The organism is Pseudomonas sp. FSL R10-2189, from assembly GCF_009600325.1.
In the GTDB taxonomy this organism is placed as follows: Bacteria; Pseudomonadota; Gammaproteobacteria; order Pseudomonadales; family Pseudomonadaceae; genus Aquipseudomonas; species Aquipseudomonas helleri.
Window position 1 is genome coordinate 82,967 of the sequence record NZ_WIVZ01000002.1, and the last position, 26,351, is coordinate 109,317.

Annotated in this window: 23 protein-coding genes and 1 tRNA gene; 9 read left to right on the forward strand and 15 right to left on the reverse strand. The window is 58.6% G+C overall.

Translation table 11 applies throughout. The features are described from left to right. The 6 genes from GHO32_RS02385 to GHO32_RS02415 form a co-directional block, all read right to left on the reverse strand. Window positions 1–900, reverse strand: a complete 900-nt coding sequence (locus GHO32_RS02385; RefSeq protein WP_153442756.1) for a hypothetical protein — start codon at window positions 898–900, stop codon at window positions 1–3. A gap of 164 nt (window positions 901–1,064) precedes the next feature. Next, window positions 1,065–1,355, reverse strand: a complete 291-nt coding sequence (locus GHO32_RS02390; RefSeq protein ID WP_153442758.1) for a hypothetical protein — start codon at window positions 1,353–1,355, stop codon at window positions 1,065–1,067. After that, window positions 1,352–2,329 (reverse strand): integrase domain-containing protein, encoded by a 978-nt coding sequence (locus GHO32_RS02395; protein WP_153442760.1) that lies wholly within the window; start codon window positions 2,327–2,329, stop codon window positions 1,352–1,354. The genes GHO32_RS02390 and GHO32_RS02395 overlap by 4 nt, the downstream gene beginning before the upstream one ends. Window positions 2,330–3,236: 907 nt before the next feature. Continuing rightward, window positions 3,237–4,559: an integrase arm-type DNA-binding domain-containing protein gene (locus tag GHO32_RS02405; RefSeq protein WP_153442762.1), complete on the reverse strand. Its 1,323-nt coding sequence runs from the start codon at window positions 4,557–4,559 to the stop codon at window positions 3,237–3,239. Between the two features lie 172 nt (window positions 4,560–4,731). Continuing rightward, window positions 4,732–4,807: transfer RNA gene (locus GHO32_RS02410), tRNA-Thr, on the reverse strand. Window positions 4,808–4,868: 61 nt separating this feature from the next. After that, the gene (locus GHO32_RS02415) at window positions 4,869–5,816 is read right to left on the reverse strand and encodes a LysR substrate-binding domain-containing protein (protein WP_088500274.1); all 948 of its coding nucleotides are present in this window, start codon (window positions 5,814–5,816) and stop codon (window positions 4,869–4,871) included. Between the two features lie 75 nt (window positions 5,817–5,891). Between GHO32_RS02415 and GHO32_RS02420 the strand changes: the two genes are divergently transcribed. From GHO32_RS02420 to GHO32_RS02445, 6 genes are all read left to right on the forward strand, one after another. Beyond that, on the forward strand, window positions 5,892–6,974 hold the full coding sequence (locus tag GHO32_RS02420) for a tartrate dehydrogenase (RefSeq protein WP_048388895.1): 1,083 nt from the start codon (window positions 5,892–5,894) through the stop codon (window positions 6,972–6,974). 299 nt (window positions 6,975–7,273) lie between these two features. Further along, entirely contained in the window at window positions 7,274–8,911 is a 1,638-nt protein-coding gene (locus GHO32_RS02425) for a BCCT family transporter (protein ID WP_153335859.1), read from the forward strand. 171 nt (window positions 8,912–9,082) lie between these two features. Beyond that, window positions 9,083–10,204: an aromatic ring-hydroxylating dioxygenase subunit alpha gene (locus GHO32_RS02430; RefSeq protein WP_123751007.1), complete on the forward strand. Its 1,122-nt coding sequence runs from the start codon at window positions 9,083–9,085 to the stop codon at window positions 10,202–10,204. Window positions 10,205–10,263: 59 nt separating this feature from the next. Then, complete coding sequence (locus GHO32_RS02435) at window positions 10,264–11,712, forward strand: NAD-dependent succinate-semialdehyde dehydrogenase (RefSeq protein ID WP_368668522.1); 1,449 nt, start codon at window positions 10,264–10,266, stop codon at window positions 11,710–11,712. Window positions 11,713–11,781: 69 nt separating this feature from the next. After that, a complete protein-coding gene (locus GHO32_RS02440) occupies window positions 11,782–12,750 on the forward strand; it encodes a PDR/VanB family oxidoreductase (RefSeq protein ID WP_153335861.1) in 969 nt (322 codons plus the stop codon). Between the two features lie 85 nt (window positions 12,751–12,835). Further along, on the forward strand, window positions 12,836–13,909 hold the full coding sequence (locus tag GHO32_RS02445) for a PAS domain S-box protein (RefSeq protein WP_123751010.1): 1,074 nt from the start codon (window positions 12,836–12,838) through the stop codon (window positions 13,907–13,909). A 41-nt stretch (window positions 13,910–13,950) separates the two neighbouring features. On the opposite strand, the gene GHO32_RS02450 is transcribed toward GHO32_RS02445, so the two are convergent. Together GHO32_RS02450 and GHO32_RS02455 are read right to left on the reverse strand one after the other, a co-directional pair. Further along, the gene (locus tag GHO32_RS02450; RefSeq protein WP_153335862.1) at window positions 13,951–15,381 is read right to left on the reverse strand and encodes a heavy metal sensor histidine kinase; all 1,431 of its coding nucleotides are present in this window, start codon (window positions 15,379–15,381) and stop codon (window positions 13,951–13,953) included. Continuing rightward, on the reverse strand, window positions 15,374–16,048 hold the full coding sequence (locus tag GHO32_RS02455; protein WP_048366822.1) for a heavy metal response regulator transcription factor: 675 nt from the start codon (window positions 16,046–16,048) through the stop codon (window positions 15,374–15,376). The genes GHO32_RS02450 and GHO32_RS02455 overlap by 8 nt, the downstream gene beginning before the upstream one ends. Before the next feature lie 135 nt (window positions 16,049–16,183). Here GHO32_RS02455 and GHO32_RS02460 point away from each other — a divergent pair, with 135 nt between their 5' ends. Both GHO32_RS02460 and uraH read left to right on the forward strand, forming a co-directional pair. Further along, window positions 16,184–16,666 (forward strand): heme-binding protein, encoded by a 483-nt coding sequence (locus tag GHO32_RS02460; protein ID WP_153338384.1) that lies wholly within the window; start codon window positions 16,184–16,186, stop codon window positions 16,664–16,666. 15 nt (window positions 16,667–16,681) lie between these two features. Further along, a complete protein-coding gene (uraH, locus tag GHO32_RS02465; RefSeq protein ID WP_048366820.1) occupies window positions 16,682–17,092 on the forward strand; it encodes a hydroxyisourate hydrolase in 411 nt (136 codons plus the stop codon). 80 nt (window positions 17,093–17,172) lie between these two features. Here uraH and GHO32_RS02470 read toward each other — a convergent pair whose 3' ends face one another. From GHO32_RS02470 to GHO32_RS02490, 5 genes are read right to left on the reverse strand one after another with little or no spacing between them, the layout of a single operon-like run. After that, on the reverse strand, window positions 17,173–18,393 hold the full coding sequence (locus GHO32_RS02470; protein WP_153336763.1) for a methyltransferase: 1,221 nt from the start codon (window positions 18,391–18,393) through the stop codon (window positions 17,173–17,175). Then, on the reverse strand, window positions 18,374–19,066 hold the full coding sequence (locus GHO32_RS02475) for an ABC transporter permease (RefSeq protein WP_371924568.1): 693 nt from the start codon (window positions 19,064–19,066) through the stop codon (window positions 18,374–18,376). The genes GHO32_RS02470 and GHO32_RS02475 overlap by 20 nt, the downstream gene beginning before the upstream one ends. Beyond that, on the reverse strand, window positions 19,066–19,758 hold the full coding sequence (locus GHO32_RS02480) for an ABC transporter permease (RefSeq protein WP_123751016.1): 693 nt from the start codon (window positions 19,756–19,758) through the stop codon (window positions 19,066–19,068). The genes GHO32_RS02475 and GHO32_RS02480 overlap by 1 nt, the downstream gene beginning before the upstream one ends. 58 nt (window positions 19,759–19,816) lie before the next feature. After that, complete coding sequence (locus GHO32_RS02485) at window positions 19,817–20,566, reverse strand: ABC transporter substrate-binding protein (protein ID WP_153336764.1); 750 nt, start codon at window positions 20,564–20,566, stop codon at window positions 19,817–19,819. Between the two features lie 13 nt (window positions 20,567–20,579). Beyond that, complete coding sequence (locus tag GHO32_RS02490; RefSeq protein ID WP_048366815.1) at window positions 20,580–21,353, reverse strand: ABC transporter ATP-binding protein; 774 nt, start codon at window positions 21,351–21,353, stop codon at window positions 20,580–20,582. Window positions 21,354–21,904: 551 nt separating this feature from the next. Between GHO32_RS02490 and gabP the strand changes: the two genes are divergently transcribed. Beyond that, window positions 21,905–23,296: a GABA permease gene (gene gabP, locus GHO32_RS02495; protein ID WP_153336765.1), complete on the forward strand. Its 1,392-nt coding sequence runs from the start codon at window positions 21,905–21,907 to the stop codon at window positions 23,294–23,296. A 90-nt stretch (window positions 23,297–23,386) separates the two neighbouring features. Here the strand turns inward: gabP and GHO32_RS02500 are convergent, their stop codons facing one another. Both GHO32_RS02500 and GHO32_RS02505 read right to left on the reverse strand, forming a co-directional pair. Next, window positions 23,387–25,624: an ATP-binding protein gene (locus GHO32_RS02500; RefSeq protein ID WP_153336766.1), complete on the reverse strand. Its 2,238-nt coding sequence runs from the start codon at window positions 25,622–25,624 to the stop codon at window positions 23,387–23,389. After that, window positions 25,621–26,226, reverse strand: a complete 606-nt coding sequence (locus tag GHO32_RS02505) for a biliverdin-producing heme oxygenase (protein WP_123751019.1) — start codon at window positions 26,224–26,226, stop codon at window positions 25,621–25,623. The genes GHO32_RS02500 and GHO32_RS02505 overlap by 4 nt, the downstream gene beginning before the upstream one ends. Window positions 26,227–26,351: the final 125 nt, after the last annotated feature.

A 26,351-nucleotide genomic window follows, 5' to 3' on the forward strand; every position in this document is an offset into this window, starting at 1 on the left:
TTAGCGCCTCACCAATGGGTAAAAAGAGTCACTTTCATACCAATATAGCGGTAGGCTAGCATTGGGAGTCGCATGGTGATAAGAAAATGTTAAGGCTAGAGAGTTGTAGCCAGTTGCCATTTTACTAAATAGTCTTTTGTTAATGTATTTTTTTGCTACTTTAAGGTATAGCGTTTCTAGATCTTGTATCTTGGAGAAGCGTTCACTATTAAAAAGACTGCTCTCATTGCCAATCTTTTCGACAGGGCTAACATTGATGTGTGGGTGTTCTTCTTTTATTCTTTTCAGGCCATCTTCGTGTGCAAGTAACGGAATGTAAGAAAAATGGATGTCGGGATATTTGTGCAGCTCATAAAGCGTAAAAAACTCGGATGCTTGCTGGCCGCTTGCAAGCACATCATCGATAAATACAAAGGACGTAATTCCTTTATCTACATGATCTTTTATCAACCATGGCCATATCATATAGTTTTCATTGATTCCTAGTTGTCGCTTATACATTCTGGCAATCGAAGGGCCACTTTTAGTTGGCGGGTCGAGGTCTCGAATGACTGGGACTATTCGAATTGGTTCGATGATGTTCTTTGAAGTTAGGACTTTTAGATAATCAATCCCTTCGAAAATTTCCAAAGGGTTATTATATTTTGCGTTTGGTAATGAACATTGTAGGGCGCTAGTCAAGATGGATGCTGTTTGCGCCTCTGAGCGAGAAATCAGACTTTCTAAAAGTATCGCAGCTAATAGTTTTTCTTCAGGCTCTGTGAAATTGCCCAGCCAATTATCTAAGTCGTTGCTGCTTATAGAGTCCCAAATTCTTTGGTCAATTTGGAGTTTGGCATACTGCTTGACCTTCAAAGCATATTCGGGCGCCTCGTCTAGCAGATCCTTGTATGAAGTCATACTTATTCCTTTAGGCTCGGTACTAGACAGGTTAGGGGTGACCCAAGTTTGGTTTTTCTATGAGATCTTGGAGGTCCATTCCCATTGCGACTCAAGGGGAAGACAGCGCATTAGCGCTTTAGCCTAGCAAAATGCCATCCACGAATCCACCGCCTAGGTTCTCTCTATAGATGGGGCGAAGGAAATCTAAATCGCCACGATTTTCCTAGTCGAATAACAATCAGCTCCACGGAGAGAATGTAGGAGTAATGCGTCGGCACGGCATGCATTTTTCTGCTTTCCTCCAGAAACCAAGCAAGGTGCTTTCGCTGCCAGGTCCATGGATTGTTTCGTTGCCAGCGCTTTGCAATCGCTACTTGGATAACCTTTGCTTGACGGGTGTGGCGTTGGCGCGTGGCATGCGACCCGGTCAGTACGCCCGCTAGGAAAAGCTCTATATCGAATGGCTGGCTCATGGCCGGCCACCGATGTATGCCGTTACCACGTCGGTACGACCGTGCCCCAGCTCATAGCTGATTTGTGCTCGAGCCTCCTGATCAAGGTTTCGGTCGAGTTGATAGCAACGACCTCCCTTGATGGGCGCTAGATGATCGGTTATTTGCTCATAGCGTTCGCATGCATAGGCCGCCCGCAACTCGTGGAAGCCCTTAAGGTTATTCTTATGGAGGATGTCTCGCGCAGGTCGGACGATTTCTTGTTGAAAGTCCAAGTAGCTTTCGTTGGGCGCGAGCAGGTTGCGGCTACCGTCGGGCGAGAGCTGTTCGGCAAACCTCAGTGCGTCGCGAATATGATCATCTACCCTGATCCAGCGAGGTGCCAATGCACCTGAGCGGCCACCTTTAGTGCCATCCTGGATGTTGATCTTGCCGAATTGTTCGGCCTCACGTTTTAGACGCGGAAGATCGGCCAAAATGGCCTCGCGCAAGCGCATTCCGGTGGCTCGTGCCAAGTGCGCTATCGCTGCGGCACGTGGGTACCGCTCGCAAAGCGTGTCGACGATCTGCATTACTTGTTCACGATCTTGACCTTGCGGGGCTGTTGTACGGACGGTAGTGCGCTGCATCCCCAAAGCCTTACTCGGACTCACCACCTTCACATACTGATCACCGCGAAGCGCCGCCAGGGTCCGGTTCACACTGGACAACCGATTTTGCGCAGTGGCGATGACGAGCTCACCTTGTTCAACTTGGTGACGCAGATGCCCGGCGTAGTCCAGCAACGTCTGCTGATCAATCTGTCGCGCATCATTAAACCCTGGCCCATTCTCCGAGCCACACCAGCGTACAAACGCCTGCCACCGATCACTGTGCGCCTTGACCGTCGCGTAATGCCCGCCGCCAAATAGATCTTTCAGCGCCCGCGGCCCGGCATAACTCAGTTGCCGGCCATAGCCAAAATTGCGCCCATCTCGCCTGCCCACCAATGCCATGATCAAACTCCTTCGAAGCCAGCTCTTAAAACCTTCCCCACGTCATCCCGCCACGAATGTTGAGTGTTATCAGGGATCAAGGCCCCTGCGACCTGTGAGGGTTGTCCACTAACGCGGGACTGGCGGCTCTTTACGACCGGGAGCTTGGGCATCTCATGATCTGACCTCCTGAACACTTCCAAAGAAGTGGGCGGGTGGAGGCTGCACTGGCTGACGAGACCGGCGCCGCGAGATCTTGAGTCGGGTGAAGTCAGTGACGAGATGACCGATGCATGCCTGACTGTCAGTCAGGTGCAGTCCATTCCGTGGGCTGCGGCACCATCATTTGCATCGCTGTTGCTGGTGACTTCGGTGTTTGTCACGCCGATTGTCACGAGGGGGAATGCCGCAAAGCCTTGTACGAGTTGGGCTGCAGCAGCGGTAGGAGCGCCCGTCTCTTTCCGGAAGAAAGAGACGGGCGTAGGTTGGCGCAATGAAATGGCCAAGCGGATAGGTTGCTGCAGGGCAGCTATGAAGGGGGATGAGTTGCCGCAGTGGCACTCTGGTAGAAGTAGGCATCCATCACATCGCTGTGACCGTGCGAGCCGCCGGACGCTAATCACACTTTGGGAGAACCACCATGGTGTGGCGTAGCCTTAAAGGTTCTGGCTACCTGGGTTGCTGTCAACGACAGCGCTTTGCCCGATCTTTTCTACGCCTATGGATAATTCGGGTCAAGGCTCGAATTTTCGGGAGCTCTGCGGCTGTGGATGAAATTATCCACCGGTGGAAATCAGTGGTTTTCCACAGACAGTTACGTGGGCTTTAGATTTTTTAAGTGAGGTCCATCCAAGCAGGGCGGCTTTGCAGCCCTGTTTGGATGGACCCGCGTGGACAAGCGGATCACTGAGATACAAAGACCGAGCGCTTACTCAGTTGCGCCACGTTTTGCCTTTAAGCGGGTGACGTTCGGTCCAGTCTGGTTCGCGAATTCGTGGGGGGTGACATGCTCCTGTCGATTCGTCTCAAGGTACCGGCTCCACCAGTTCATGATCAATCTGCGCTCTTCAATGAATTCGGCCTTGTGGATGTAAGCGGCGCGGACGTTGTTGCGTTCTTTGTGGCTCATCTGCCTTTCAATGGCGGTCTCGGACCACAGTCCTGACTCAATCAGTGCGCTGCAGGCCATCGAGCGGAAGCCATGGCCACAGATTTCGGTTTTGGTGTCGTAACCCATATTTCGAAGCGCGCTGTTCACCGTGTTTTCAGACATCGGTTTCGACGGGTTGGCATCGCCTGCAAATACCAGGTCGAATTCGCTGGTGAGGGTGCGGATCTGTTCAAGAAGGGTCACGGCTTGCGGCGATAAGGGTACAAGGTGGATGTCCCCGGCCATCTTCGTACCTCTTGTTGAAAAGGGTACTCCATCCAGCGCGGGTCGAGTGTCCGGTATCTCCCAGGTGCCGCGCTTGAGGTCAAACTCGCTCCAGCGGGCGAAGCGCAGTTCGCTGGAGCGGACAAACACATGTAACGAGAGCATGACTGTCAGCCGAGTCAGCGTTCGTCCTTTGTAGGTGTCGATGCGCTCCTGCAATTCAGGGAGACGCGATAAGGGTAAAGCTGGGCGGTGAACTACCCTCGGGGCTTTGATCAAACCTTCAAGGTCGGAGGCAGGGTTTGCCGCGATCTGTCGAGCACGTTTTGCCTCGCGCATGATGCTTTGCAGGTAGTTTTGTACCCTTAAAGCGACGTCAATCGTGCCGCGTTTCTGGATCGCTTCCAGAGGTTGCATCAGGTCATGGGTGTCCAGATCGACAATAGAGCGAGCGCCGATCAGCGGGAAGACATGGGTTTTGAGACGGCTCAGGACGGTCTTGGCATGGCCCGGAGCCCATTTGGCAGACATCGCTTTGTGCCAGTCCAGTGCGGCGCTTTCAAAGGTTCGGCCTTTAATTGCGGCCTGCGTCTTGGCTTGGTGTTTGGTCTCTATGGGGTCGACGCCTTCCGCCAGCATGCGCTTGACCTCCAGGCGCTTCTTGCGCGCATCGGCGAGGCCAACCACGGGGTAGTTGCCAAATGAGGTCAGTCCTTCACGACCATCAGGTTTTACATACCTGAAACGCCAGCCTTTGCGGCCATTGGGTTGGACTAAAAGGTAGAGGCCGTCGCCGTCGAAAAGCTTGTAGGCGCGGTCGGTGGGCTTGGCTGAACGGCAAGCCGAATCGGAGAGTGGAGCAGTGGTGCGCGACATAAGGGTACTCCTCCCTTTATCGAATGACCTTACCCCTATCTTTATCCTTAAAACGGCTGGTATCCATAAGATTTTGGCGGAATCCGACGGAACGCCAAAACGAAAAAACCCGCCAGAAGGCGGGTTTTTCGGGGGTTTCAGAGATTTTGAAAGCCTTCTCTGGAACCTTGGATGGTGCCGGCACCAAGAGTCGAACTCGGGACCTACTGATTACAAGTCAGTTGCTCTACCAACTGAGCTATACCGGCGTTATGGGCGAGGAGTATACGCGGATGGCGTGGCTTGTAAACCCCTGATTACAGACTATTTTCACGATTCTTTTTGCCGCTGGGGTGTGGCGGGGTGGCGTTCGCTGAAGTACTGGCGCAGAAACTCAACGGTGACGCGGATTTTGGCGGAGTTGGCGAGGGGCGCGGTGTAGACGGCCCAGATGTTGGCTTGCTGTCGGTAGTCCTGAAGGATGTGGACCAATTTGCCGCTTTCGAGGCTCTCGCGCACGTCCCAGTGGGAGCGCAGCAGGATGCCTCGCCCATCTATCGCCCATTGGTGGACGACTTCGCCGTGGTTGGCGGAGAGGGCGCCGGTGACTTTGACGCTTTCTTCGCCTTCCGGGCCTTGCAGGCGCCACAGGCCGAACGGGTGGTCGCGCTCTTTGATCACCAAACATTCATGGCCCGCCAGTTCGGCCAGGGTGCGCGGTTCGCCGTGGCGTTGCAGGTACTCGGGGCTGGCACAGAGCACGCGGGCGTTGTTGGCCAGCAGTTTGGCGATGAGGTTGGGGGCGATGTTGTCGCCAATGCGGATGTCGAGGTCGAAGCCTTCTTCGATCAGGTCCACCAGGCGGTCGAACATGTCGAAGCGGATGTCCAGGGCCGGGTAGCGCTGGGACAGCTCAGAGAGCGCGGGGCCGACGTGGCGACGGCCCAGGCCAAAGCTGCTGATGATTTGCAACTGGCCGCGCGGTTCTTGATGCAGGGCCGAGACTTCGTCGCTCATCTGTTCGACGGCATCAAATATATGCAGCGCCCAACGATAGACGCGCTCGCCGTCATCGGTCACGGCCACGCGCCGGGTGGTGCGGTGCAGCAGGCGCACGCCGATGTTGTGCTCCAGCAGCTGGATGCGCTTGCTGACATACGCCGGGGACACGCCCAGTTCGCTGGCGGCGGCGGCAAAGCTGGAGCGGCGGGCCACGATCACGAACACGCGCAGGTCTTCGAGGTTGGGCAGATTATTCACGAACCGTGTCTTATCCATCTTCACTTCGCCTGATTATCTTTCTTTTGGCGCTTTATACCATGGGCCCACTGTCCATTTTCAAGAGTGCCCCCCATGAGCAAGACATTCAAAATTGCCGCCATCGCCGGTGACGGTATTGGTAACGAAGTACTGCCAGAAGGCCTGCGCGTTGTGGAGGCGGCGGCTAAAAAGTGGAACCTTGATCTGTCGATCGAGATCATCGAGTGGGCCAGCTGCGACTACTACGAGCGCCACGGGCAGATGATGCCGGACGACTGGTTTGAGACGCTCAAGGGCTTTGATGCGATCTATTTCGGCGCTGTGGGCTGGCCGGACAAGGTGCCGGATCACATCTCGCTGTGGGGTTCGCTGCTCAAGTTCCGTCGCGACTTTGACCAGTACGTGAACATCCGCCCTGTGCGTCTGTTCCCGGGTGTGCCGTGCCCGTTGGCAGGCCGTGAGCCGGGCGATATCGACTTTGTGGTGATCCGCGAAAACACCGAGGGCGAATATTCCTCGGTAGGCGGGCGCATGTTTGAAGGCACCGAAAACGAATTTGTCCTGCAAGAGTCGGTATTCACCCGACGCGGTGTGGACCGCATTCTGAAGTACGCCTTCGAGGTGGCCAAAGAGCGTCCGCGCAAACACGTGACCTCGGCGACCAAGTCCAACGGTATCTCCATCAGCATGCCGTACTGGGACGAGCGCACCGAAGCCATGGCGGCCAACTACCCGCAGGTAACGTGGGACAAGCAGCACATCGACATTCTGTGTGCGCGTTTTGTGCTGCAACCCAACCGCTTTGACGTGGTGGTGGCGTCCAACCTGTTTGGCGACATTCTGTCCGACCTCGGTCCTGCCTGCGCCGGCACCATCGGCATCGCGCCGTCGGCCAACCTCAACCCCGAGCGTAATTTCCCGTCGCTGTTCGAACCCGTTCACGGCTCGGCGCCGGATATTTACGGGCAAAACATTTCCAACCCGATTGCGATGATCTGGTCGGGCGCGCTGATGCTGGAGTTTTTGGGCAAAGGCGATGAGCGTTATCAGGCGGCACACGATGGCATTTTGCGCGCCATCGAGGACGTGATTGCCAGTGGTCCGAAAACCCCGGATCTGGGTGGCAAGGCCTCGACTCAAGAAGTCGGTGCAGCCATCGCCGCCGCCCTGGCGTGAGTTGACCAAACGGCGCTGATCAGCGCCGCGAAATAGACGCTTCACAAGCCTGCGAAATGCCCGGAAAACGGGGACTTTCGCGGGCTCTTTGGCGTGTTGAAACAGCCGTTTTAGACGTGTGAAATTTCAACAATTCCAGTTGCAAAAGCTTAAATCTCGGGGCATATTGTTAACCGAAAGGTATGCGTTAACCAATGGTTAACGATCAGGGTTCAACGATATGGAAGGAGTCCCTAACAGCTGTAAACGCTGATCTAGAGCCACGCAGTAAGAGAAAAACTCTCTATCTGGAGACTTAAATGTCCAATAACAATAAAAAAGATGTCTTTTTGATATCAACTAGCCTGATTGCTGTACTGATTACCGTTGTAGGTCTTGCCGTTTATCCGCAACAAGCCGAAGTCACCGCCAATATGCTGTTTGAGCTGTCGTCTCGGACGTTTGGCACCTCGGTGCAAGTGTTTGTGTTCTGCTGCGCCCTGGTGGTGCTGTACATCGCGTTTAGCAAGTACGGCAACATTCGCCTGGGCAATGGTAAAGCTGAATACCCGACCGTGACGTGGGTGTTCATGTTCATCTGCGCCGGTATGGGCTCGTCGACGCTTTACTGGGGAGTGATGGAGTGGGCGTATTACTACCAGACGCCTGGTCTGAACATTGCCGCAGGCTCGCGTGAAGCGCTGGATTACAGCGTTAGCTACTCGTTCTTCCATTGGGGTATCAGTGCCTGGTCGCTGTATGCCTTGTCGTCGTTGGCGATGGCTTATCACTTCCACGTGCGTAAGAAGAGCGGCCTGAGCCTGTCTTCGATCGTCGAGGCAGTGACCGGCTTCAAAGCGCACGGCCCAGTGGGTCGGCTCGTCGACTTGGTGTTCCTGCTGACCATGTTCGGCGCCTTGACCGTATCGCTGGTGCTCACTGCGTCCACCTTGACTCGTGGCCTGTCGGCACTCACCGGCATGCCGGACACCTTCGTCACGCAGTTGTCAGTCATTGGTGTGGTGGCGGTGGTGTTCTCGCTCAGCTCCTACATCGGTATTGCCAGTGGCATGCAGCGTCTGTCGAAGATGGTGTGCATTGGTGCGCTGGTGTTTGCGGCCGTGGTACTGGTCGTGGGCCCAACGCAGTTCATCATCAACAACACGGCCAACTCCATTGGCCTGATGATGCAGAACTACGTGCACATGAGCCTGTTTACCGACCCGCAAGGTGACGGTGCCTTCACCCGCAACTGGACGGTTTTCTACTGGTTGTGGTGGGTGTCCTACGCGCCGGGTGTCGCGATGTTTGTGACCCGTGTGTCCAAGGGCCGCAAGATGAAAGAAGTGGTTGCAGCGATGTTGATGGGCGGCAGTTTTGGCTGCTGGTTCTTCTTCGGCACGCTCGAAAGCTACAGCATGCATCAGTTCATCACCGGCGCTATCGACGTACCGCGCATCCTCACGGAGCAGGGCGGTGAAACAGCCGTCGAGATGTTACTGAACGCCTTGCCGTTCGGTCAGATCTTCCTCGGGGTTTACCTGTTCATCATGGCGGTGTTCTGTGCCTCGCACATGGACGCAGCGGCCTACGCCGTGGCGGCCACCAGCACCCGCAACATGCAGGAAGGCCAGGACCCATCGCCGACGCACCGTTTGTTCTGGTGCATCGCCTTGACCCTGATCCCCCTGGCGATGTTGTTTGCCAAGGTGTCGCTGTCGACCATGAAAACCGCGGTGGTGCTGACGGCGATTCCGTTCCTGGTGATCCTGATGACCAAGATCTACGGCTTCCTTACCTGGATGTTCAAGGACTACGGCGCGATGCCGGCTTACTTGATCGAGGAAGAGTCGGTGGAGCGCGAGCAGAACCTGGATTACGTCGCCCCGTTTGAACAGGTGACGCCTACACCGGGTGTTGTTCCCAAAGCCAAGGCGGTACCCGCAGCCCTGAGTTAAGTATTGCTGGCTGAACCACGCGCAGGCTCCGGCACCACGGTGCCGGGTCCTGAGCGATTTTTTTTGCGTGTCGTGTTAACCGTGGGTTTCTTGTTATTCATGGGTTACACAAAAACAACCCGAAACAGGGTGTCGAGCACAACCCTCTTAAGCGCTTGAGAGAGAAAAAGAATGAACACAATCGTGAAATTGCCTGCTGACTTCTGCACCAATGCTGACGTAGCACACACCATTCCGGCGTCGTACTACACCAACCAGGACGTGTTCGAGGTCGAAAAAGAGAAGATTTTCGCCAACACCTGGATCTGTGTCGGTCACCGCAGCGAAGTGGCCAACAGCAACGACTACATCACCCGTGAAGTCATCGGCGAAAGCATCATCGTCGTTCGCGGTCGTGACAACGTGCTGCGTGCGTTCTACAACGTATGCCCGCACCGTGGTCACCAATTGCTCAGCGGCAGCGGCAAAGCCAAAAACGTGATCACCTGCCCGTACCACGCCTGGACCTTCAAGCTCGACGGCGAACTGGCACACGCGCGCAACTGCGACAACGTGGTCAACTTCGACAAAGAAAACTCCAGCCTGGTGTCGCTGCGCGTCGAGGAATACGCCGGTTTCATCTACATCAACATGAACAACGAAGCGGGCACCGTTGAAGAACAACTGCCGGGCCTTGAAGCGCGCCTGCGCGAAGCCTGCCCGGTGGTCGATGACCTGCACCTGGCGGCGCGTTTTGTCAGCGACACCCCGGCCAACTGGAAGTCCATCGTCGACAACTACCTGGAGTGCTACCACTGCGCCCCGGCTCACCCGGGCTTCGCCGATTCAGTGAGCGTGGACGAGTACTGGCACACCTTGCACGGCAACTGGTCGTTGCAGTTTGGCCACGCCAAGTCGTCAGAGAAGTCCTTCAAGTTCGACGAGTCGATCAAAGACCCGTCCTTCAGCGGCTTCTGGGCCTGGCCGTGCACCATGTTCAACGCGCCACCCGGTGGCAACTTCATGACCGTGATCTACGAGTTCCCGGTCAGTGCGGGCGTGACCATGCAGCACTACGACATCTACTTCCTCAACAAAGAGATCACCCCTGAGCAGCAATCGCTTATCGAGTGGTACCGCGACGTGTTCCGCCCAGAAGACCTGCGTCTGGTCGAAAGCGTACAACGCGGCCTGCAATCGCGCGGCTATCGCGGCCAAGGCCGGATCATGGCTGACCGTCAGCGTAGCGGCATGAGCGAACACGGCATCGCGCACTTCCACAACCTGATCGCCGTGGCCCACCTGGACGACTGATCTGCCGGGCGCCGCAGCCATGCTGCGGCGCCCTGGCCCTATTTAGAGGAGTGTCCTGCGTGCAGCTCAAAGACCCCCAATTGTTTCGTCAACAGGCGTTTATTGATGGCGCCTGGGCAGATGCTGACAGCCGTCAAACGGTCGACGTGACCAACCCGGCCCAAGGCCAACTGCTGGGCACTGTGCCGTTGATGGGCGGCGCCGAAGCGATCCGCGCCATCCAGGCCGCCGACGCAGCGCTGCCGGCCTGGCGTGAACGCACGGCCAAAGACCGCGCGCAGATCCTGCGTCGCTGGTTTGAACTGATCCTGCAACACGAAGATGATCTGGCCCGGATCATGACCCTGGAACAGGGCAAGCCACTGCACGAAGCGGTGGGTGAAATCCGTTACGCAGCCTCGTTTATCGAGTGGTTTGCCGAGGAAGGCAAACGCGTTTATGGCGACGTGATCCCTTCGCCGTCCAGCGACAAACGCCTGATTGTGGTCAAGCAAGGCATCGGCGTGTGCGCGGCGATCACGCCGTGGAACTTCCCCGCTGCGATGATCACCCGCAAGGTCGCGCCTGCGCTGGCGGCCGGGTGCACTATCGTGGTCAAACCGGCCAACGAAACGCCGTTTTCGGCGCTGGCCCTGGCGGAACTGGCGCAGCGTGCAGGCATCCCGGCAGGCGTGTTGAACATCGTCACCGGCGACGCCCCGGCCATTGGCGCGCAACTCACCGGCCACCCGCTGGTGCGCAAATTCAGCTTCACCGGCTCGACCCCGATCGGCCGTTTGCTGATGAGCCAGTGCGCCGAAACCATCAAAAAAGTCTCGCTGGAACTGGGCGGCAACGCGCCGTTTATTGTGTTTGCCGACGCCGACATTGATGCCGCCGTCGAAGGTGCCATCGCGGCCAAATACCGCAACGCGGGCCAGACCTGTGTCTGCGTTAACCGCTTCTACGTGCACGACGCGGTGTATGACCAGTTCGCCAGTAAGTTCGCCGCCAAAGTGGCCGAACTGAAGGTCGGTCATGGCAACGCGGCAGACACCCAGATCGGCCCGCTGATCACCGTTAAAGCGGTGGACAAAGTCCGTGCCCTGATCGACGACGCCGTCAGCAAAGGCGCGACCTTGCTGCTGGGCGGCCAAGTGCATGCGCTGGGTGAGCAGTTCTTCGAACCGACCGTGCTGGGTGACATCAAGAAAGGCATGTTGCTGCTGGACGAAGAAATCTTCGGCCCGGTTGCGCCGCTGGTGCGCTTCCACTCCGACGCCGAAGTGCTGGCCCTGGCCAACGACACGCTGTACGGCCTTGCGGCGTACTTCTACAGCCGCGACATCGGCCACGTGTGGCACATCGCTGAGCAACTGGAATACGGCATGGTCGGCATCAACACCGGGCTGATCTCCAACGAAGTGGCGCCGTTTGGCGGGGTCAAGCAATCCGGCCTGGGGCGCGAAGGTTCCAAGTACGGGATCGACGATTACCTGCAACTGAAATACCTGTGCCTGGCGGTCTGAGCCGTCAGCACCGGGTTTTAAATCAGGCGGCACGCGCGTGCCGCCCTTTACCGCAGTAGAGGTTTTGCGATGGCCAACTCTTATCAAATGCTTGCCGCCCGTGTGATCGGTGTCGAGCAGGTAACGCCGCTGATCAAACGTTTTACCCTGGTACGCCAGGACGGCCAGCCGCTGCCCGACTTCACCGGCGGTAGCCACATCATCGTGCAAATGAAAGACGCCGACGGCCGTCAGCACAGCAACGCCTATTCGTTGATGAGCGATCCGCGCCAGACCGCCAGCTACCAGATTGGTGTGCGCCTTGAAGAGCAATCCAAAGGCGGCTCGGCGTTTATGCACCAACAGGTCGAGGTCGGCACCGAGCTGATGATTTCGACCCCCAACAACCTGTTCGCCATCGACCCGAAGGCGGGCAAACACATCCTCATCGCGGGCGGGATCGGCATCACCCCGTTCCTCTCGCAAGTGCACGAACTGCGTGACGCGGGCGCCGATTACCAACTGCACTACGCCTTCCGTAGCCCGGAGCACGGCGCGTTTCACGACGAGCTCAGCGCGGGCCCGCATGCCGAGCGCACGCGCACCTACGCCGACAGCCTGGGCCAATCGCTGAATCTGGCCGAGCTGATGGGCGACCTGGACAGCGACGCGCACGTGTATGTGTGCGGCCCTAAACCGCTGATCGACGCCGTGATCGCCACCGGCAAAAAACTGGGCCTGGCTGACGAGCGCGTGCATTGGGAACAGTTCGCCGCCGCGCCGATCACCGGCGGTGCGTTCACCCTGGTGCTGGCCAAATCCGGTCAGGAACTGCGCGTCGAAGAAGGCATGAGCATCCTCAAAGCCATCGAAAAAGCCAATGTCGACGTCGAATGCCTGTGCCGCGAAGGCGTGTGCGGCACCTGCGAGACGCGCATCCTTGAGGGGCAGGCCGAGCACAACGACCAATACCTGAGCGACGACGAAAAAGCCGCCCAGCAAACCATGATGATTTGCGTGTCGCGAGCCCGTGGCGAACGCCTGGTACTGGACTTATAAGCCTCCCTTCCGTGATCGGGTCGAGGCCCGCAGGCGTGTGTGTATAATCGCAGCGCCCTGCGCCTCACGTGATCACGGATATGTCATGACCGAAGATAGCTTTGCCTTTCGTCTGAAGGAGCTGCTCGAACACCACAAAATGACCCTGCAAGCGGTCGGTACGGCCTTGGGCATTTCCCGCACGGCGGTGCACAAGTGGACCCGTGGTGGCGAAATCGACTACAGCAATTTGCGCAAACTGGCGGACCTGCTCAAGGTCAACTGGGTGTGGCTGCGCTATGGCGAACAGGCGGTGCAAGACCTTCAGGGCACCACGTCGGTCGAGCTGCCGATGACCGATGTGCGGCGCAAGTACATCGCCGACATCATGGAAAGCGAAGCGCGCATGACCCTGGCCCAGGAAAACGCCGGGATCGTGACCTGGGAATGGAACCTCATCACCGACGAGGTGTTCTATTCGGCCAACGTCGAGCGGGTCTATGGCTGGCAGGTCAACCGCAACGAAGACTTCTGGCCGCACGTACTGCCCGAAGACGAAGTGGTGATGAACGAGCTGTACCGTGAATGCTTCGCCAACAACACCCCTTACGAATACGACTTCCGCATTTTCCGCCCGGATGGCGAGATGCGCTGGATCTCATCGCGGGCCATGCCGCTGAACGACAGCGCCGGGCGTCCGGTAAAAATGATCGGTATCAGCATGGACAACACCGCCCGCAAAACTGCCGAGCAATCGCTGCGCAAAAGCGAAGAAGCCTTTCGGGCGTTGTTTGAACTGGCGTGCGGCGCCATGGCTTACGTCGACCTCGATGGCCGCTGGCGGCGGGTTAACGACAGCTTGTGCCAACTGTTGGGTTACAGCGAACAAGAGCTGCGGGCGCTGACCTTTCAGGCCATCACCCACCCCGACGACCTGCAAATCAACCTTGAGCAGTTGCAGCGCCTGCTGGATGGCGAAATCAGCAACTACGACCTGGAAAAACGCCTGCTGTGCAAAGACGGCCATTACATCTGGGCGCATGTGCGCACCTCATTGCAGCGCAACTCCCAGGACGACAGCCCCGAGCACTTGATCAGCGTGATCGACGACATCACCCAGGAACGCGCCGAACGCCAAGCGCTGCTGGACCGCATTGCTGAGCTTGAAAACAATACATAACCCGTGGGAGCGGGCTTGCTCGCGATTGGACCGACAAGGTTTTACTGATAGACCGAGTCGCCGGTATCGCGAGCAAGCCCGCTCCCACAAGGTGTGGTTTTGGTCATGTGCCGAGCAAACCCCAGCTCAAACAGCGTTCCGCTGTCGTCGCTTTGCACCCGCACTTCACCGCCATGCAGTTGCATGATCGACCACACAATTGCCAGGCCCAGCCCGCCTGAGTCCCCAGGCTGCGAGCGCGAAGGGTCGACCCGGTAAAAACGATCGAACACTTTGCCCATATGTTGCGGCTCGATGGCGGGGCCGATGTTGTGCACGCCGATCCAGCAATACTCGGCGTCTTCACGCTGCACCAGCCTGATCACTGAGTCCGGCTCGGCATGCCGCACGGCATTGGCCAGCAGGTTGCTCAGGGCCCGCTGCAACAGATGCAGGTCTGCGGTCAGCGTGCCGCTGAGCGAATTGCCCAAACGCACGCCACGGTCTTCAGCCAGCGCGTCAAAGTAATCACACAGCTCGTCGCCCACCGCGCGCAGGTCCACGTTTTGCAGGTGCACAGGCCGTTGCCCGTGCTCGGCGCGGGCCAGGAACATCAGGTTCTCGGCCATGCGGTTCAGGCGTTCGTATTCTTCGATGTTGGACGCCAGCACGTCCTGATACTCCGCCGGGCTGCGCGTCTGATTCAGGGCCAGGCTGTTGCTGCCCAGCAGGTTGTGCAGCGGCGTGCGGATCTCATGGGCCAGATCTGCCGAGAACTGCGACAGCCGCGCAAAGTTGTCCTCAAGGCGCGCGAGCATGGCGTTGAGCGCCAGCACCGGCTCTTTCAATTCTGTGGGTACATGGTCGACCGGCATGCGTTGGTCAAGGCTGCGCGGGTTAATGCCGCGCATGGCCTCGGCCAGTTCGCGCAGCGGTTTCAGGCCACGGCGCAACAGCAGCAAGCCCAGGCCAAACGCGAGCAGAGCGCCCAGCCCGACCGCCATGTACAGGCGCAGCCGGTAACTGGCGAGCATCTGCTCACGCTCTTGCAGATGCATGCCCACGGTCACGTTCAAGCGCTCGTCCGCCGGGCCGTCGGCCACGCCGCTCAGCAAGTCGAGGTTGCCCACCGTCTGGATGTCGCTGCGCTGTGGCATGCGGTCCTGAGGGAGGGGCTGCACAGGCGGCAGCGCTTGCTGGTGCGGGTTGATAGTGATCACCGGGCGACCGTCGTTGTGGGTCACCAGCAACAGGCTGTCACGGTTGCCCAGCATGTTTTGATACAGCCGGGGGCGCTCTTGCAGGGCTTCGAGGCTGTCGCTGTCGTGCAGCAGGGCGCGCATGCGCTCAAGGCGACCGAGCAGCGCCATGTCATCGCGAAAGCTCAGCTCCGAGGCCAGTGAGCGGTACAGGAACACGCCGATTACGCTGAGCACCAGCGCGCACGTCAGCGCAATGGCCAAGGCCAGCCGCCAGGCGATGGATCTATTCATCAGGCGCTTCCAGCTGATAGCCGACGCCGCGCACGGTGTGGATAAGTTTTGGCATGTACGGATCGTCGACCTTGGCGCGCAACCGGCGCACGGCGACCTCGACCATGTTGGTGTCGCTGTCGAAATTCAGGTTCCACACCTGCGAGGCAATCAAGGTGCGCGACAACACTTCGCCCTGACGGCTGGCCAGCAACTGCAGCAGCGCGAACTCTTTGTTGGTCAGGTTGATGCGCTGACCGCCTCGGCTGACGCGGCGGCGCAGCACGTCGATCTCAAGGTCGGCAATGCTGTACGACTCGGCCTCACGCATCGGGCCACGGCGCAGCAGCGTGCGCACCCGGGCCAGCAGTTCGGCAAAGGCAAACGGCTTGAGCAGGTAGTCATCCGCGCCCAGTTCAAGGCCGCGCACGCGGTCTTCGATGGCGTCTTTGGCGGTTAAAAACAGCACCGGCGTGGCGCCGCGCTGGCGAATCAACTGCAGCAGTTGCCAGCCATTAAGCCCCGGCAGCATCACGTCCAGAATGACCAGGTCGTATTCCTGCTGCTCAATCAGGTAGCGCCCGTCCAGCCCGTTCAAGGCCACATCCACGACAAAACCTGATTCCTTAAGGCCCTTGGCCAGGAACTCAGCTGTCTTGGCTTCGTCTTCCACCACTAACAAGCGCATCGCACACCTCGATCAATCGTCTGAATAGGCTAGGCGTGTTCGCCGGTATTGCCTATTACAAACTTGTAATCCAACTGACGGAGTTCTGACGGGGGGCGCTGGTTAAGGTGGCGCCATTCGAACAGGAGCTTGTCGATGAAGCTGAAAAATGTGCTGTTGTGGGCTGCCTTGGGCACCGCTGGCGCCGCCCAGGCCGCGCCGGATTTGCCGCGCCATGCCGACCTCGATCTGGCCACGGCCCAGCAACTGGCCGCTGCTGCGCTCAAACACTGCAACGGGGCGCTGAACGTGCTGGACCGCGGTGGCAACGTGTTGCTGGCGCTGCGCCCCGAGAACGTCGGGCCGCACAACCTGCTGGCCAGCCAGCGTAAGGCCTACACCGCGCTGTCGAGCAAAACGCCGACCCGGTTGTTTGCCGAACGTGCACGCAACAACCCGGAGGCCGCAAACCTTAACTCCATCCCTGAGCTGCTGCTGTTAGGCGGTGGCGTGCCGCTGTTTGCCGGCACTGAACTGGTCGGCGCCATGGGCGTGGCCGGGGCGGGTGGAGCCGAGCAGGACGAAGCCTGCGCGGTGAGCGCTGCCCAACAGATCGGCTTGACCACACAACGCAATTAACCCGGAGGATCACACATGAAACGGTTGAAAATCACTTTGGCGGCCTTGGGCCTGAGCGCTGTTTCGAGCGTCGCATGGGCGGCGGGCAACCCGCTGAGCGTGCACGTACTGAACCTGGAGAACGGTTTACCGTCACCGGGCGTTCACGTCACCCTGGAGCAGCAGGTGGGTCAGAACTGGCAGATGCTGAGCCAAGGTGTGACTAACGAACAAGGTCGCATTGGCGAGTTGTTCCCGGCCCAGCAGACGCTTAAAGCGGGCGAATACCGCGTAGTGTTCAAAACCGGCGAATACTTCAAAAAGGCCGGGCGTGACACCTTCTTTCCGGAGATCCCGGTGATCTTCGAAGTCAAAAACGCCGACCAGCATTACCACATCCCGCTGCTGCTCAGCCCTTACGGCTTCTCGACGTATCGCGGGTCGTAGGCCACTGACTAACCCCTGTAGGAGCGAGCTTGTCTCGCGATCTTTTGATCTTTTTAAAAGATCGCGAGGCAAGCTCGCTCCTACAGAGGCTGTGTGCGCTGCGCAATCACCATCACATTGCGCGGCGTCAGGCTGCTGTCGCAAAACTCGCCCACGTGCACGTCATAGCCGTGCTCTTGCAGGTACAACGCCCGGTCCAGCACCAGCCACAACTCCAGCGGGCGACGGAACAGGCCGCGTACCAGCTCCAGATTGCGCACGTGCGCTAACCGCTCCCAGCCCGCCGCTTCAAGCGCAGTCCAATCTTCTGTCCCGGTTGTGGATAAGTTCTTCAACGCCGCCAAGTCTTCGCAGTACTGGGCAAACGGCTTGTTCAACCAGGCGCTGGGCAGCGAGGGTGTGGATAAGTATTCATCGCACTGGCGCAATTGGCGTTGCAGCCCATCAAACCCCAAACGCCGTGCCATCGATTCATCGCGCTGGCGCCGCACGCGGCTGCCGGCGGTCACGGTTTCGCTCATCGGCAAGCTCAGGTCTTCCAGCGACAAGTGCAAAGCCGAGGCCTTGGCGGCTGTGGATAACGCCGTGTAGTGCGGCGCACTGATGCGGTTGTAGCAGCACGGCGAAAGGGCAAGTTGTGCACAGCCCGCCGCGCTGGCCAGTTGCAGCAGGCGCACGTGCAAATCGCCGCAGGCATGCAGGGCCACGGGGGTCATGCCGGGTTGTAACTCCAGCGCTGCCATCACGTCCTGTTGCACATGCCGGGCATTGAGCTGATGCCGCTGGCTGAGCGCCAACCCGGCCTCGACCAGCGCCGGGTCGTATTCCAGGCACGTCAGTTGCTGTTCGGCGGTTATCAAGCGGCGGCCCAAATGACCTTTGCCAGAGCACCAGTCCAGCCAGTGCGTGGGGATCCGCTTAAAGGTCAGGCTTTGCGCGAAGGCTTCGATTTGCTGCCATTTGCGCCCCGGTACATCCACCTGCAAGCGCGGCGCGGCTGGCGCCAGGGCCTGAACGGGTAAACGCTCAAGGCTGCTTAATGCAAGGGCGGTGGCTGCCAGTGCCGCAAACGGTGCGGGAGCGTTGAGTTGATGAGGCTGGTTATGGCTGGCTTCAGCGTCGTGCAACGAGCGCTGGCGCAACCACTGGGACAGTTCAGGATGATGGGCTTCCCACGGCATATTCAACTGCGTGAATGGCCGTGGGCGCCACAGCGACTGGTGCTCACGTAAAAACGCGTCCAGTGCCTCAAAGCGGGCGAGCAGTCGCTCGCCCTCAAGGTTAACGGCCTTGGCAGGCATCGACGCGCAACCAGCGCTCCAGCAGTTTGAAGCCCTGGATCAGCACGAACGACATGACCAGGTAGATCACCCCGGCGATCAGGAACATGTCCACCGTCTGGTAGTTGCGGGCGATGATGGTGCGGGTCATGCCGGTCAGTTCCAGCAAGGTCACGGTACTCGCCAGCGAACTGGCCTTGAGCATCAGGATCACCTCGTTGCTGTACGCCGGCAGGCCGATGCGTGCAGCACGCGGCAGCACGATGTGCAGCAGGGTTTTGCCGCGTGACATGCCCAGCGCACGGGCCGCTTCGATTTCACCCGGCGGAATGGCCTGAATAGCGCCCCGCAAAATTTCTGCGATATAAGCGGCCGTGTGCAGGGTCATGGTCAGTACCGCACACCAGAACGGGTCGCGCAGGTAAGGCCACAGCACGCTTTCACGCACCACCTCAAATTGCCCCAGCCCGTAATACACCAGAAACAGCTGGATCAGCAGCGGCGTGCCGCGAAAGAAAAAGATATAGCCGTACGGCAGCGAGCGCACGTACCACAGCTTGGAGGAGCGGGCGATGCCCAGCGGAATGGCCACGATCAAACCGGCGATGACCGACAGTGCCGTCAGCTCCAGCGTCAGGGTCGCGCCTTGAATCAGCTTGGGCAGCCACTTGATGAAGAGTTCCCACACCAGCATTACGTTCTCCTCACGAAGCCGCGTGCGGCGCGTTTCTCAAGCACGTGCAGGGTGCCCATGGCCAATATGGTCAGGCCCAGGTACATCACGGCAGCCACCATGTAGAAGGTGAAGGGGTGTTTGGCGAAGGTCACCGCGTTTTGCGCCTGACGCATGATTTCTTCCAGGCCGATGACCGAGACCAGCGCGGTGTCTTTCATCAGGATCATGAACAGGTTGCCCAAACCGGGCAGGGCGATACGCCACATTTGTGGCAGCACCAGCTTGGTGAAAATGCGCGGTTTGCTCAGGCCCAGAGCCAGGCCCGCTTCGCGATGGCCTTTAGGAATCGCCAAAATGGCGCCACGAAACACTTCGGTCGCATACGCGCCAAAGCACAGACCCAGCGCGATAACACCGGCCGCAAAGGCGCTGAGGGTGAGGTCGGGCATGCCGATCAGTTCGCCGAGGCCGCGCACTGCGTTCACGCTGCCGAAGTAAATCAGCAACACCCAGAGCAGTTCCGGCACGCCGCGAACCAGCGTTGAATAAGTGCCACCGAGCCATTTAAGCGGCTTGTACGGCGAAGTTTTGGCCAATGCACCGAGCAGGCCGAGCACCAGGCCCAGACACAGCGCAGTGAGTGCCAGTTTGACGGTCATCAGTGCGCCAGCGGCAAGCGCCGGGCCGAATCCGTATAAATCGATAGTCATGGGTTAGGCAGGCTTTGCTAGGGACCGGCGCTGCGCAAGGCAGCACCGGTCAGGCAGGTCAGTAGATGCTGAACGGGAAGTACTTGTCGTTGATCTTCTTGTAGGTGCCGTCTTCAACGATTTCCTTGAGGGCGAGGTTCAGCTTGGCGCGCAGTTCGTTGTCGCCTTTGCGCAGGGCAATGCCAACCTTGTCGTCATCGTTGACCGGTTCACCCTTGAACTCATAAGCCTGGCCAGCTGGGCTTTTGAGCCAGTCGTAGTTGGCGTACTTGTCTGCCAGCAACGCATCGACACGGCCCGAAGTCAGGTCGAGGTAGGCGTTTTCCTGGGTGTCATACAACGAGATGTCGTCGCTTACGTTGTCTTGAAGCCAGGTGGCGGCTTGAGTTGAGCGTTGGGTGCCGAGCTTTTTGGTTTTGAGTGAAGCGATGTCGGTTTTGAAATCGACATTTTTTGGAGCAATGAACTGTTGTTTATTGGAGTAGTACGGGTCGGTGAAATCGACCGCTTGCTTGCGCTCGTCAGTGATCGACAGTGACGACACGATGAAATCGTACTTTTTGGCATTCAGCGCCGGGATGATGCCATCCCAATCGGACGTGACGATCTCGCACTCGGCTTTCATTTTTGCGCACAGGGCCATGGCGATGTCCGGGTCGAAACCGACCACCTCGCCACTGGCGTTCTTGTTATTGAACGGAGGGTAAGCGCCCTCAATACCGACTTTGTACTTATCAACAGCCAAGGCATTAGCACTGAACACCAACGTGGCGGCAGCAGCCAGGAGAAGTTTTTTATAGTTCTGCATTCGTATTGCTCCGTTAGCGATTGCTGGACATGAATTGTTTGCAGCGCGCTGAGACCGGGTTATCAAACACCTGGTCAGGCGATCCTTGCTCTTCGATCAGGCCTTGGTGCAAAAACACGACTTCGCTGGACACCTGACGGGCAAAGCCCATTTCGTGGGTGACCATGAGCATAGTGCGACCTTCCTCGGCGAGCGCGCGGATCACACTAAGTACTTCCTGGACCATTTCCGGGTCAAGTGCTGATGTGGGCTCATCGAACAGGATCACTTTAGGTTGCATGGCCAGCGTGCGGGCGATGGCAGCACGTTGCTGCTGGCCACCGGACAGTTCCGACGGGTAGGCATGGCGTTTATCAGCGATCCCCACCTTGGCCAGCAGCGCTTCGGCCACTTCGATGGCCTCGGCCTTGCTCTGGCCCAGCACGCGGCGCGGCGCCTCGATGATGTTGTCGAGGATGGTCATGTGCGGCCACAGGTTAAAGTTTTGAAACACAAAACCCAGTTCGCTGCGCATGCGGTTGATTTGTTTGCCGTCGGCGGCAACCAGCTCGCCCGATTTGGCTTTTTTGAGTTTGAGCTCTTCACCGGCAACGAGGATCTGGCCCTCGTGCGGGTTTTCCAACAGGTTGATACAGCGCAGCAGAGTGGACTTGCCGGAACCGGAAGAACCCAGGATCGAGATCACGTCGCCGTCGCGTGCGGTCAGCGAGATACCTTTAAGTACCTCAAGCTCGCCGTAGCGTTTATGCAAATTGCGGATTTCAAGCGCGGGCGTGGCCAAAGCCATGTGCGGTCCTCATTGTGTTCGGGTGCGATCCTGCTATTGGGCGGCCTTCCTGGCGAGGGCCAAGCTAGCATAGGGTCGCCAAGGCAACCAGCCGCACCACCAGCCCAAAAGGCACGAGTGTGGTCGTTTGTCGCATCGCGATAGAAGACTGTCGCGCCGATAACAACCAAGCCCCGTATTTTGCCGTTCGGCCAGAGAGGTGTCGCGTAAAAAAGGTCGCGATGGTGCCAGTTTTGGCCCTGTGTTGGAAGCACGAACCTACTAAAGGTCAAAGATGCGCCCCGGTTTGGGGCTATATGGGTAGATTTGCTTTTTTTTGGTGCGCGAGGTTCCCTGTAACTGAGTGTTACGGTAACAAATAGGCAAAAAGCCATTACGCTCAACAGGTTACAAACACATCGCAAATGCCTTACAGGCCGCGCAAACCGTGCACCTGTCACATTTTGGCTCATTTATTGCGTAAATAATTCTAAACGCCCCGTTGGTTACTTTTTACGAGAAGGTAATCAAGCGCGGCGCTCGGAATGGCTTTCACTGCAAAGGTAGTCCCAATGAGCAATACACAAACCTCTAACGGCCTGGAGCAAGGTCTCAAGCCGCGGCATGTGACCATGCTGTCTATCGCGGGGGTCATCGGTGCCGGCTTGTTCGTCGGCTCCGGACACGCGATTGCCCAAGCAGGCCCTGCCGTGCTGCTGGCCTACGCCGCAGCAGGCACGTTAGTGGTGTTGGTGATGCGCATGCTGGCCGAAATGGCCGTCGCCTCGCCGGACACCGGTTCATTCTCCACCTACGCCGACCGTGCCATCGGGCACTGGGCCGGTTTCACCATCGGTTGGCTGTACTGGTGGTTCTGGGTGTTGGTTATCCCGCTGGAAGCGGTGGCGGCCGGCACTATCCTGCATGCCTGGTTCCCGGGCGTGGAGATCTGGGTGTTTACCCTGGTCATCACCTTGTTGCTGACCATCACCAACCTGTTCAGCGTCAAGAACTACGGCGAGTTCGAGTTCTGGTTTGCGCTGGTCAAAGTGCTGGCGATCGTGGGCTTCATTGGCTTGGGCCTTGCGGCCATCTTCGGCCTGCTGCCCACCAGTGGCGTCAGCGGTGTGTCGCACCTGGTCGACACCGTCGGCTTTATGCCTAACGGCATGGGCGCTGTACTGGCCGCCATGCTGACCACCATGTTCTCGTTTATGGGCACCGAAATCGTCACCATCGCGGCGGCGGAATCCAAAGACCCGAGCAAGCAAATCACCAAGGCCACCAACTCGGTGATCTGGCGGATTGGCTTGTTCTACCTGGTGTCGATCTTCATCGTTGTGGCCCTGGTGCCATGGAACGACCCAAGCCTGGCCAGCGTTGGCTCTTATCAGACTGCACTGGTGAGCATGGGCATCCCGAATGCCAAGCTGATCGTTGATATCGTGGTTCTGATTGCGGTCACCAGTTGCCTGAACTCGGCGCTTTACACCGCTTCGCGCATGCTCTTCTCCCTGAGCAAACGTGGTGACGCACCGGCCGCGGCCAAGCGCACCAACGCCAGCGGCACGCCTTACTGGGCCGTCATGATGTCCACCGGCGCAGCCTTCGTGGCCGTGTTTGCCAACTACGTGGCGCCTGCTGCGGTGTTTGAATTCCTGCTCGCCAGCTCTGGCGCCATCGCGCTGCTGGTGTACTTGGTGATCGCGGTGTCGCAACTGCGCATGCGTAAAAAACGCACCGAGAAGGGCGAGAAAATCGAGTTCAAAATGTGGCTGTTCCCGGGCCTGACCTGGGCGGTGATCGTGTTTATCGTAGCCATTTTGACCATCATGCTGTTCCAGCCAGAGCATCAGGCTGAAATCATGGCCACCGGCCTGTTGAGCATTTTGGTGGTGGCGGCGGGCCTGTTGGTCACACGTCGTCGCAGCGCAGTGAAAGCGGGGGCATCGGTACTTAACTGAGGCCAGGACGGCCCTCAACGTTGAGTCCAGCAAAAGGCCGCCATCGTTCCCGATGGCGGCCTTTTTTGTGGGCGTTAAAACCGTGGGCGGTCAGCTGATTTTAGGCACCGTAAAGCGGAACTCGCTGCCTTCGCCCGGCGTACTCTCGGCCAGCAACTGGCCGCCGTGGGCCTTGATGATGCCCTGTGAGATGTACAGCCCAAGGCCTGTGCCCGTAGCGTTGCCTTCTTTGGCCGTCCAGTAACGGTCGAAGATATGCGGCAGTTGTTCGGCAGGGATGCCTTTGCCGGAGTCACGCACGCTGAACACGATCTCATCGCCGTTGGACATGGCGGCCACCACGATTTTGCCGTCGGCCGGGGTGAACTTGATCGCGTTGCTGATCAGGTTGGACAACACCTGGAACAAGCGCTCAGGGTCGGCGTGAATCTGCAGGTCGGGCTCGGCGTGAAAGGTCAGCTCAACCTGCTTCTCGCTCGCCAACGGCATCAGCAGCGACAGGGCCTCTTCAAATATCTGCGTCACGTCCAGAGACTGCGCCGAGATCGTGTAGCGGCCCGCTTCGATCTTGGAGGTGTCGAGCAGGTCTTCCAGCAGGATGTTCATGCGGCTGCTGGCCTGTTGCATGGTGTCGATGGCCGTGGTGATGCGTCTGGACGCGTGCGAGCCGTCGCTGCTGAAGGTCTTTTGCATCATCCCGCAGAGCATCGAAATGATCGTCATGGGGTTGCGCAAGTCGTGGGACACCACGGCCACCAGCTCGTCCCGTGCCCGCACCGCCTGTTGCTCGCGACGCACCTGGCGGGCCAGGTCGTTTTCCAGCGCCGAGCGCCTCAGGTCATTGGCGGCGAACAGGTCGCCATGGCTCCATTTGGTCGAAATACCGTCCATCTCGACTTTCCATAGCTCGAACGAAGTGCGCGGGCTCAGGCGCAAACCGGTCTCGCTCGACTCCAGGTTGAGCGGTTTTCTCGGGTCGCCGCTCCAGGGAATGCTCTCTTTGACCTCGGTGCGAAACCACAGCACGCCATTGTCCACGGGCTTGGGCAGGCTCATGGCCAACAGGCCGCTGGCAATGTCCTTGTAGTCTGCTGCCGGGGCGAACAGCGTGGACAGGTTATGGGTGGAGAACACAGGCGCATCGTTCTGTTTGAACCACTGGTACAGCTCACGAATCTGCTCGGGCTTAGGGCACTGGCCATAACGGTGCAGCACGTTGTCTTCAAGAATGGCCACGCCGCTGGCCTGGGTCAGGTCCATGAGTAAGGCGTGTTCTTGCGCCAGGCCGTCGAAGACGTTTTCCGGGCCTTGCACCATCGCGCTGTTGAGGCGCACCAAGGCGTCCATTTTGGCTTCACGCTGGCGGCTGATCTCCAGGGTCTGCAAGGCGCTGATTTGCAGCGACAGCACCTGGCCGATGGTCTGGCAGGCCATGCGCAGCTCGTGCGGCACGTGCAGCGGCGTGCGGTGGCCGCAACTGATCAGGCCCCACAAGCGGTCGCCATCCATGAGTGAGATGCTCATGGACGACAGCACGCCCATGTTCTTCATGTACTGGCAGTGAATCGGCGACACACTGCGCAACGTCGCCCCGCTGAGGTCCAGCGGTTGCAGCGTATCGGGGCGCAGCCGGGGCACCAGCTCAACCGGCGTGTAGTCGGCATTCGGGATAATGCGCAACCAGTGCGTGCGGTACAGCTCGCGCGCCTGTTCCGGAATGTCCGAGGCCGGAAAGAACATGCCCTTGAACAGCTCCATCGACGGCGACGAGGCCTCGGCGATCACCTGGCCGTGGCCCTCTTCCTGGAAGCGATAAATCAGCACCCGGTCATACCCGGTCAGCGCCTGGATCTCCTTGACGCAAATGTCGTACAGCGCAGGCAGCGTCTTGGCCGCTTGCAGGCTTTGCAGCACGCGGCTCAGGTTGCGGATCTTGGCCATAGTGCCCACCAGCTCAGCCTGATCGGGCTTTAACTCAAGCTCCAGAATCAGCAGGCCGTTGTCTCTGTGCAGCAGGCCTTCGTAGGCAATGCCTTGCAGGGTCAGCTCCAGGGGCGGCACATCAACCTGCCCGGCGAACTGTGCGGCGTGCTCGACGATGGTCGACGCGTGCGGGCCGGTCAGGGTCGCCAGCGGTTGATTCAACAGCGCAGCCGGTGCCAGGCCGAACAGGTTTTCGACGTTGGCGCTGATCTGCTGGATGTGCAGGTCCGGCTCGGACAAGGTCAGCAGCAGGCCGTGGGGCTGAATAGCGCCCGGATAGCGAATCGGCTCGTCGGCGCAATTGGCCAACAGGGTTTCAAAGGTTTGCGTATCTAATGGGGTCATAACAACACCTCCTGGCGCTCGAGCCAGCGCTCGAAACAGCTAAAAGTGGAACAGGCAGCGTTGACGGCTTCATCGCATCCTTGGGCGTCCAGCGGAACGTCGCTCAGAAATTCCAGAAACGACTTCCACTGGCGGCCAGTGGCTTCGCCATACACGTAAAGAAAAGCGCACCCGTTGTGGGCGTCCAGGCCCAGGTGTTCAGCGATTCGTTTACGCAGCACATTGCCGCCCAAGGTTGCCCCTTCAAGCACATACAACACCCCGAGTACGCTGCCCTGGCTGTTCATGGCCGGCAGGGTAGGGCACTGTGCCAGGGTGCCGGGGTTGATGTTCAAGGCCTGGAGGTCTTGCTCCAGAGCGGGGGTTTTGAGCCTGGCGTGCAGATCAAAGCCCGGCGGGATCCATGCACTGTGTGTGAGTGCGTCTTCTATCGCCTGATAAAACCCGTAATAGGCTGCCAGTAAACGTGTATAGAGCCCCGTATCAAGGCTGTCCGAGAAAAACGGCAAGCGCTTCTCCAGGGCGACATGCAGGGTGTGAGTGCCAGAACGTAACTCGGCCAAAACCGAAGGCAGTGATGGGGTAAGCGTGTCATGTGGCATGCGGTGTTACGGGGCTCTCTGTGTGCGCTAATGAAAAGGCGCTCATTACTATCTGAATGCGGCGCGTTAAAAAAGTGCAATTATTTTGCTAGCAGGTTAGCAGTTGGTTTTTTGTAGGAAACGTC

Excerpts from the sequence above, each read along its gene's own strand:
- GHO32_RS02420 (WP_048388895.1), top strand. The coding sequence starts at position 5,892 with ATGAGCAAGACATTCAAAATTGCCGCCATCGCCGGTGACGGTATTGGT.
- GHO32_RS02445 (WP_123751010.1), top strand. The coding sequence starts at position 12,836 with ATGACCGAAGATAGCTTTGCCTTTCGTCTGAAGGAGCTGCTCGAACAC.
- GHO32_RS02430 (WP_123751007.1), top strand. The coding sequence starts at position 9,083 with ATGAACACAATCGTGAAATTGCCTGCTGACTTCTGCACCAATGCTGAC.
- GHO32_RS02480 (WP_123751016.1), bottom strand. The coding sequence starts at position 19,758 with ATGACTATCGATTTATACGGATTCGGCCCGGCGCTTGCCGCTGGCGCA.
- uraH (WP_048366820.1), top strand. The coding sequence starts at position 16,682 with ATGAAACGGTTGAAAATCACTTTGGCGGCCTTGGGCCTGAGCGCTGTT.
- GHO32_RS02485 (WP_153336764.1), bottom strand. The coding sequence starts at position 20,566 with ATGCAGAACTATAAAAAACTTCTCCTGGCTGCTGCCGCCACGTTGGTG.
- GHO32_RS02460 (WP_153338384.1), top strand. The coding sequence starts at position 16,184 with ATGAAGCTGAAAAATGTGCTGTTGTGGGCTGCCTTGGGCACCGCTGGC.
- GHO32_RS02440 (WP_153335861.1), top strand. The coding sequence starts at position 11,782 with ATGGCCAACTCTTATCAAATGCTTGCCGCCCGTGTGATCGGTGTCGAG.
- GHO32_RS02470 (WP_153336763.1), bottom strand. The coding sequence starts at position 18,393 with ATGCCTGCCAAGGCCGTTAACCTTGAGGGCGAGCGACTGCTCGCCCGC.
- GHO32_RS02505 (WP_123751019.1), bottom strand. The coding sequence starts at position 26,226 with ATGCCACATGACACGCTTACCCCATCACTGCCTTCGGTTTTGGCCGAG.
- GHO32_RS02450 (WP_153335862.1), bottom strand. The coding sequence starts at position 15,381 with ATGAATAGATCCATCGCCTGGCGGCTGGCCTTGGCCATTGCGCTGACG.
- GHO32_RS02405 (WP_153442762.1), bottom strand. The coding sequence starts at position 4,559 with ATGTCGCGCACCACTGCTCCACTCTCCGATTCGGCTTGCCGTTCAGCC.
- GHO32_RS02425 (WP_153335859.1), top strand. The coding sequence starts at position 7,274 with ATGTCCAATAACAATAAAAAAGATGTCTTTTTGATATCAACTAGCCTG.
- GHO32_RS02475 (WP_371924568.1), bottom strand. The coding sequence starts at position 19,066 with ATGCTGGTGTGGGAACTCTTCATCAAGTGGCTGCCCAAGCTGATTCAA.
- GHO32_RS02455 (WP_048366822.1), bottom strand. The coding sequence starts at position 16,048 with ATGCGCTTGTTAGTGGTGGAAGACGAAGCCAAGACAGCTGAGTTCCTG.
- GHO32_RS02490 (WP_048366815.1), bottom strand. The coding sequence starts at position 21,353 with ATGGCTTTGGCCACGCCCGCGCTTGAAATCCGCAATTTGCATAAACGC.
- gabP (WP_153336765.1), top strand. The coding sequence starts at position 21,905 with ATGAGCAATACACAAACCTCTAACGGCCTGGAGCAAGGTCTCAAGCCG.
- GHO32_RS02395 (WP_153442760.1), bottom strand. The coding sequence starts at position 2,329 with ATGGCATTGGTGGGCAGGCGAGATGGGCGCAATTTTGGCTATGGCCGG.
- GHO32_RS02390 (WP_153442758.1), bottom strand. The coding sequence starts at position 1,355 with ATGAGCCAGCCATTCGATATAGAGCTTTTCCTAGCGGGCGTACTGACC.
- GHO32_RS02385 (WP_153442756.1), bottom strand. The coding sequence starts at position 900 with ATGACTTCATACAAGGATCTGCTAGACGAGGCGCCCGAATATGCTTTG.
- GHO32_RS02500 (WP_153336766.1), bottom strand. The coding sequence starts at position 25,624 with ATGACCCCATTAGATACGCAAACCTTTGAAACCCTGTTGGCCAATTGC.
- GHO32_RS02415 (WP_088500274.1), bottom strand. The coding sequence starts at position 5,816 with ATGGATAAGACACGGTTCGTGAATAATCTGCCCAACCTCGAAGACCTG.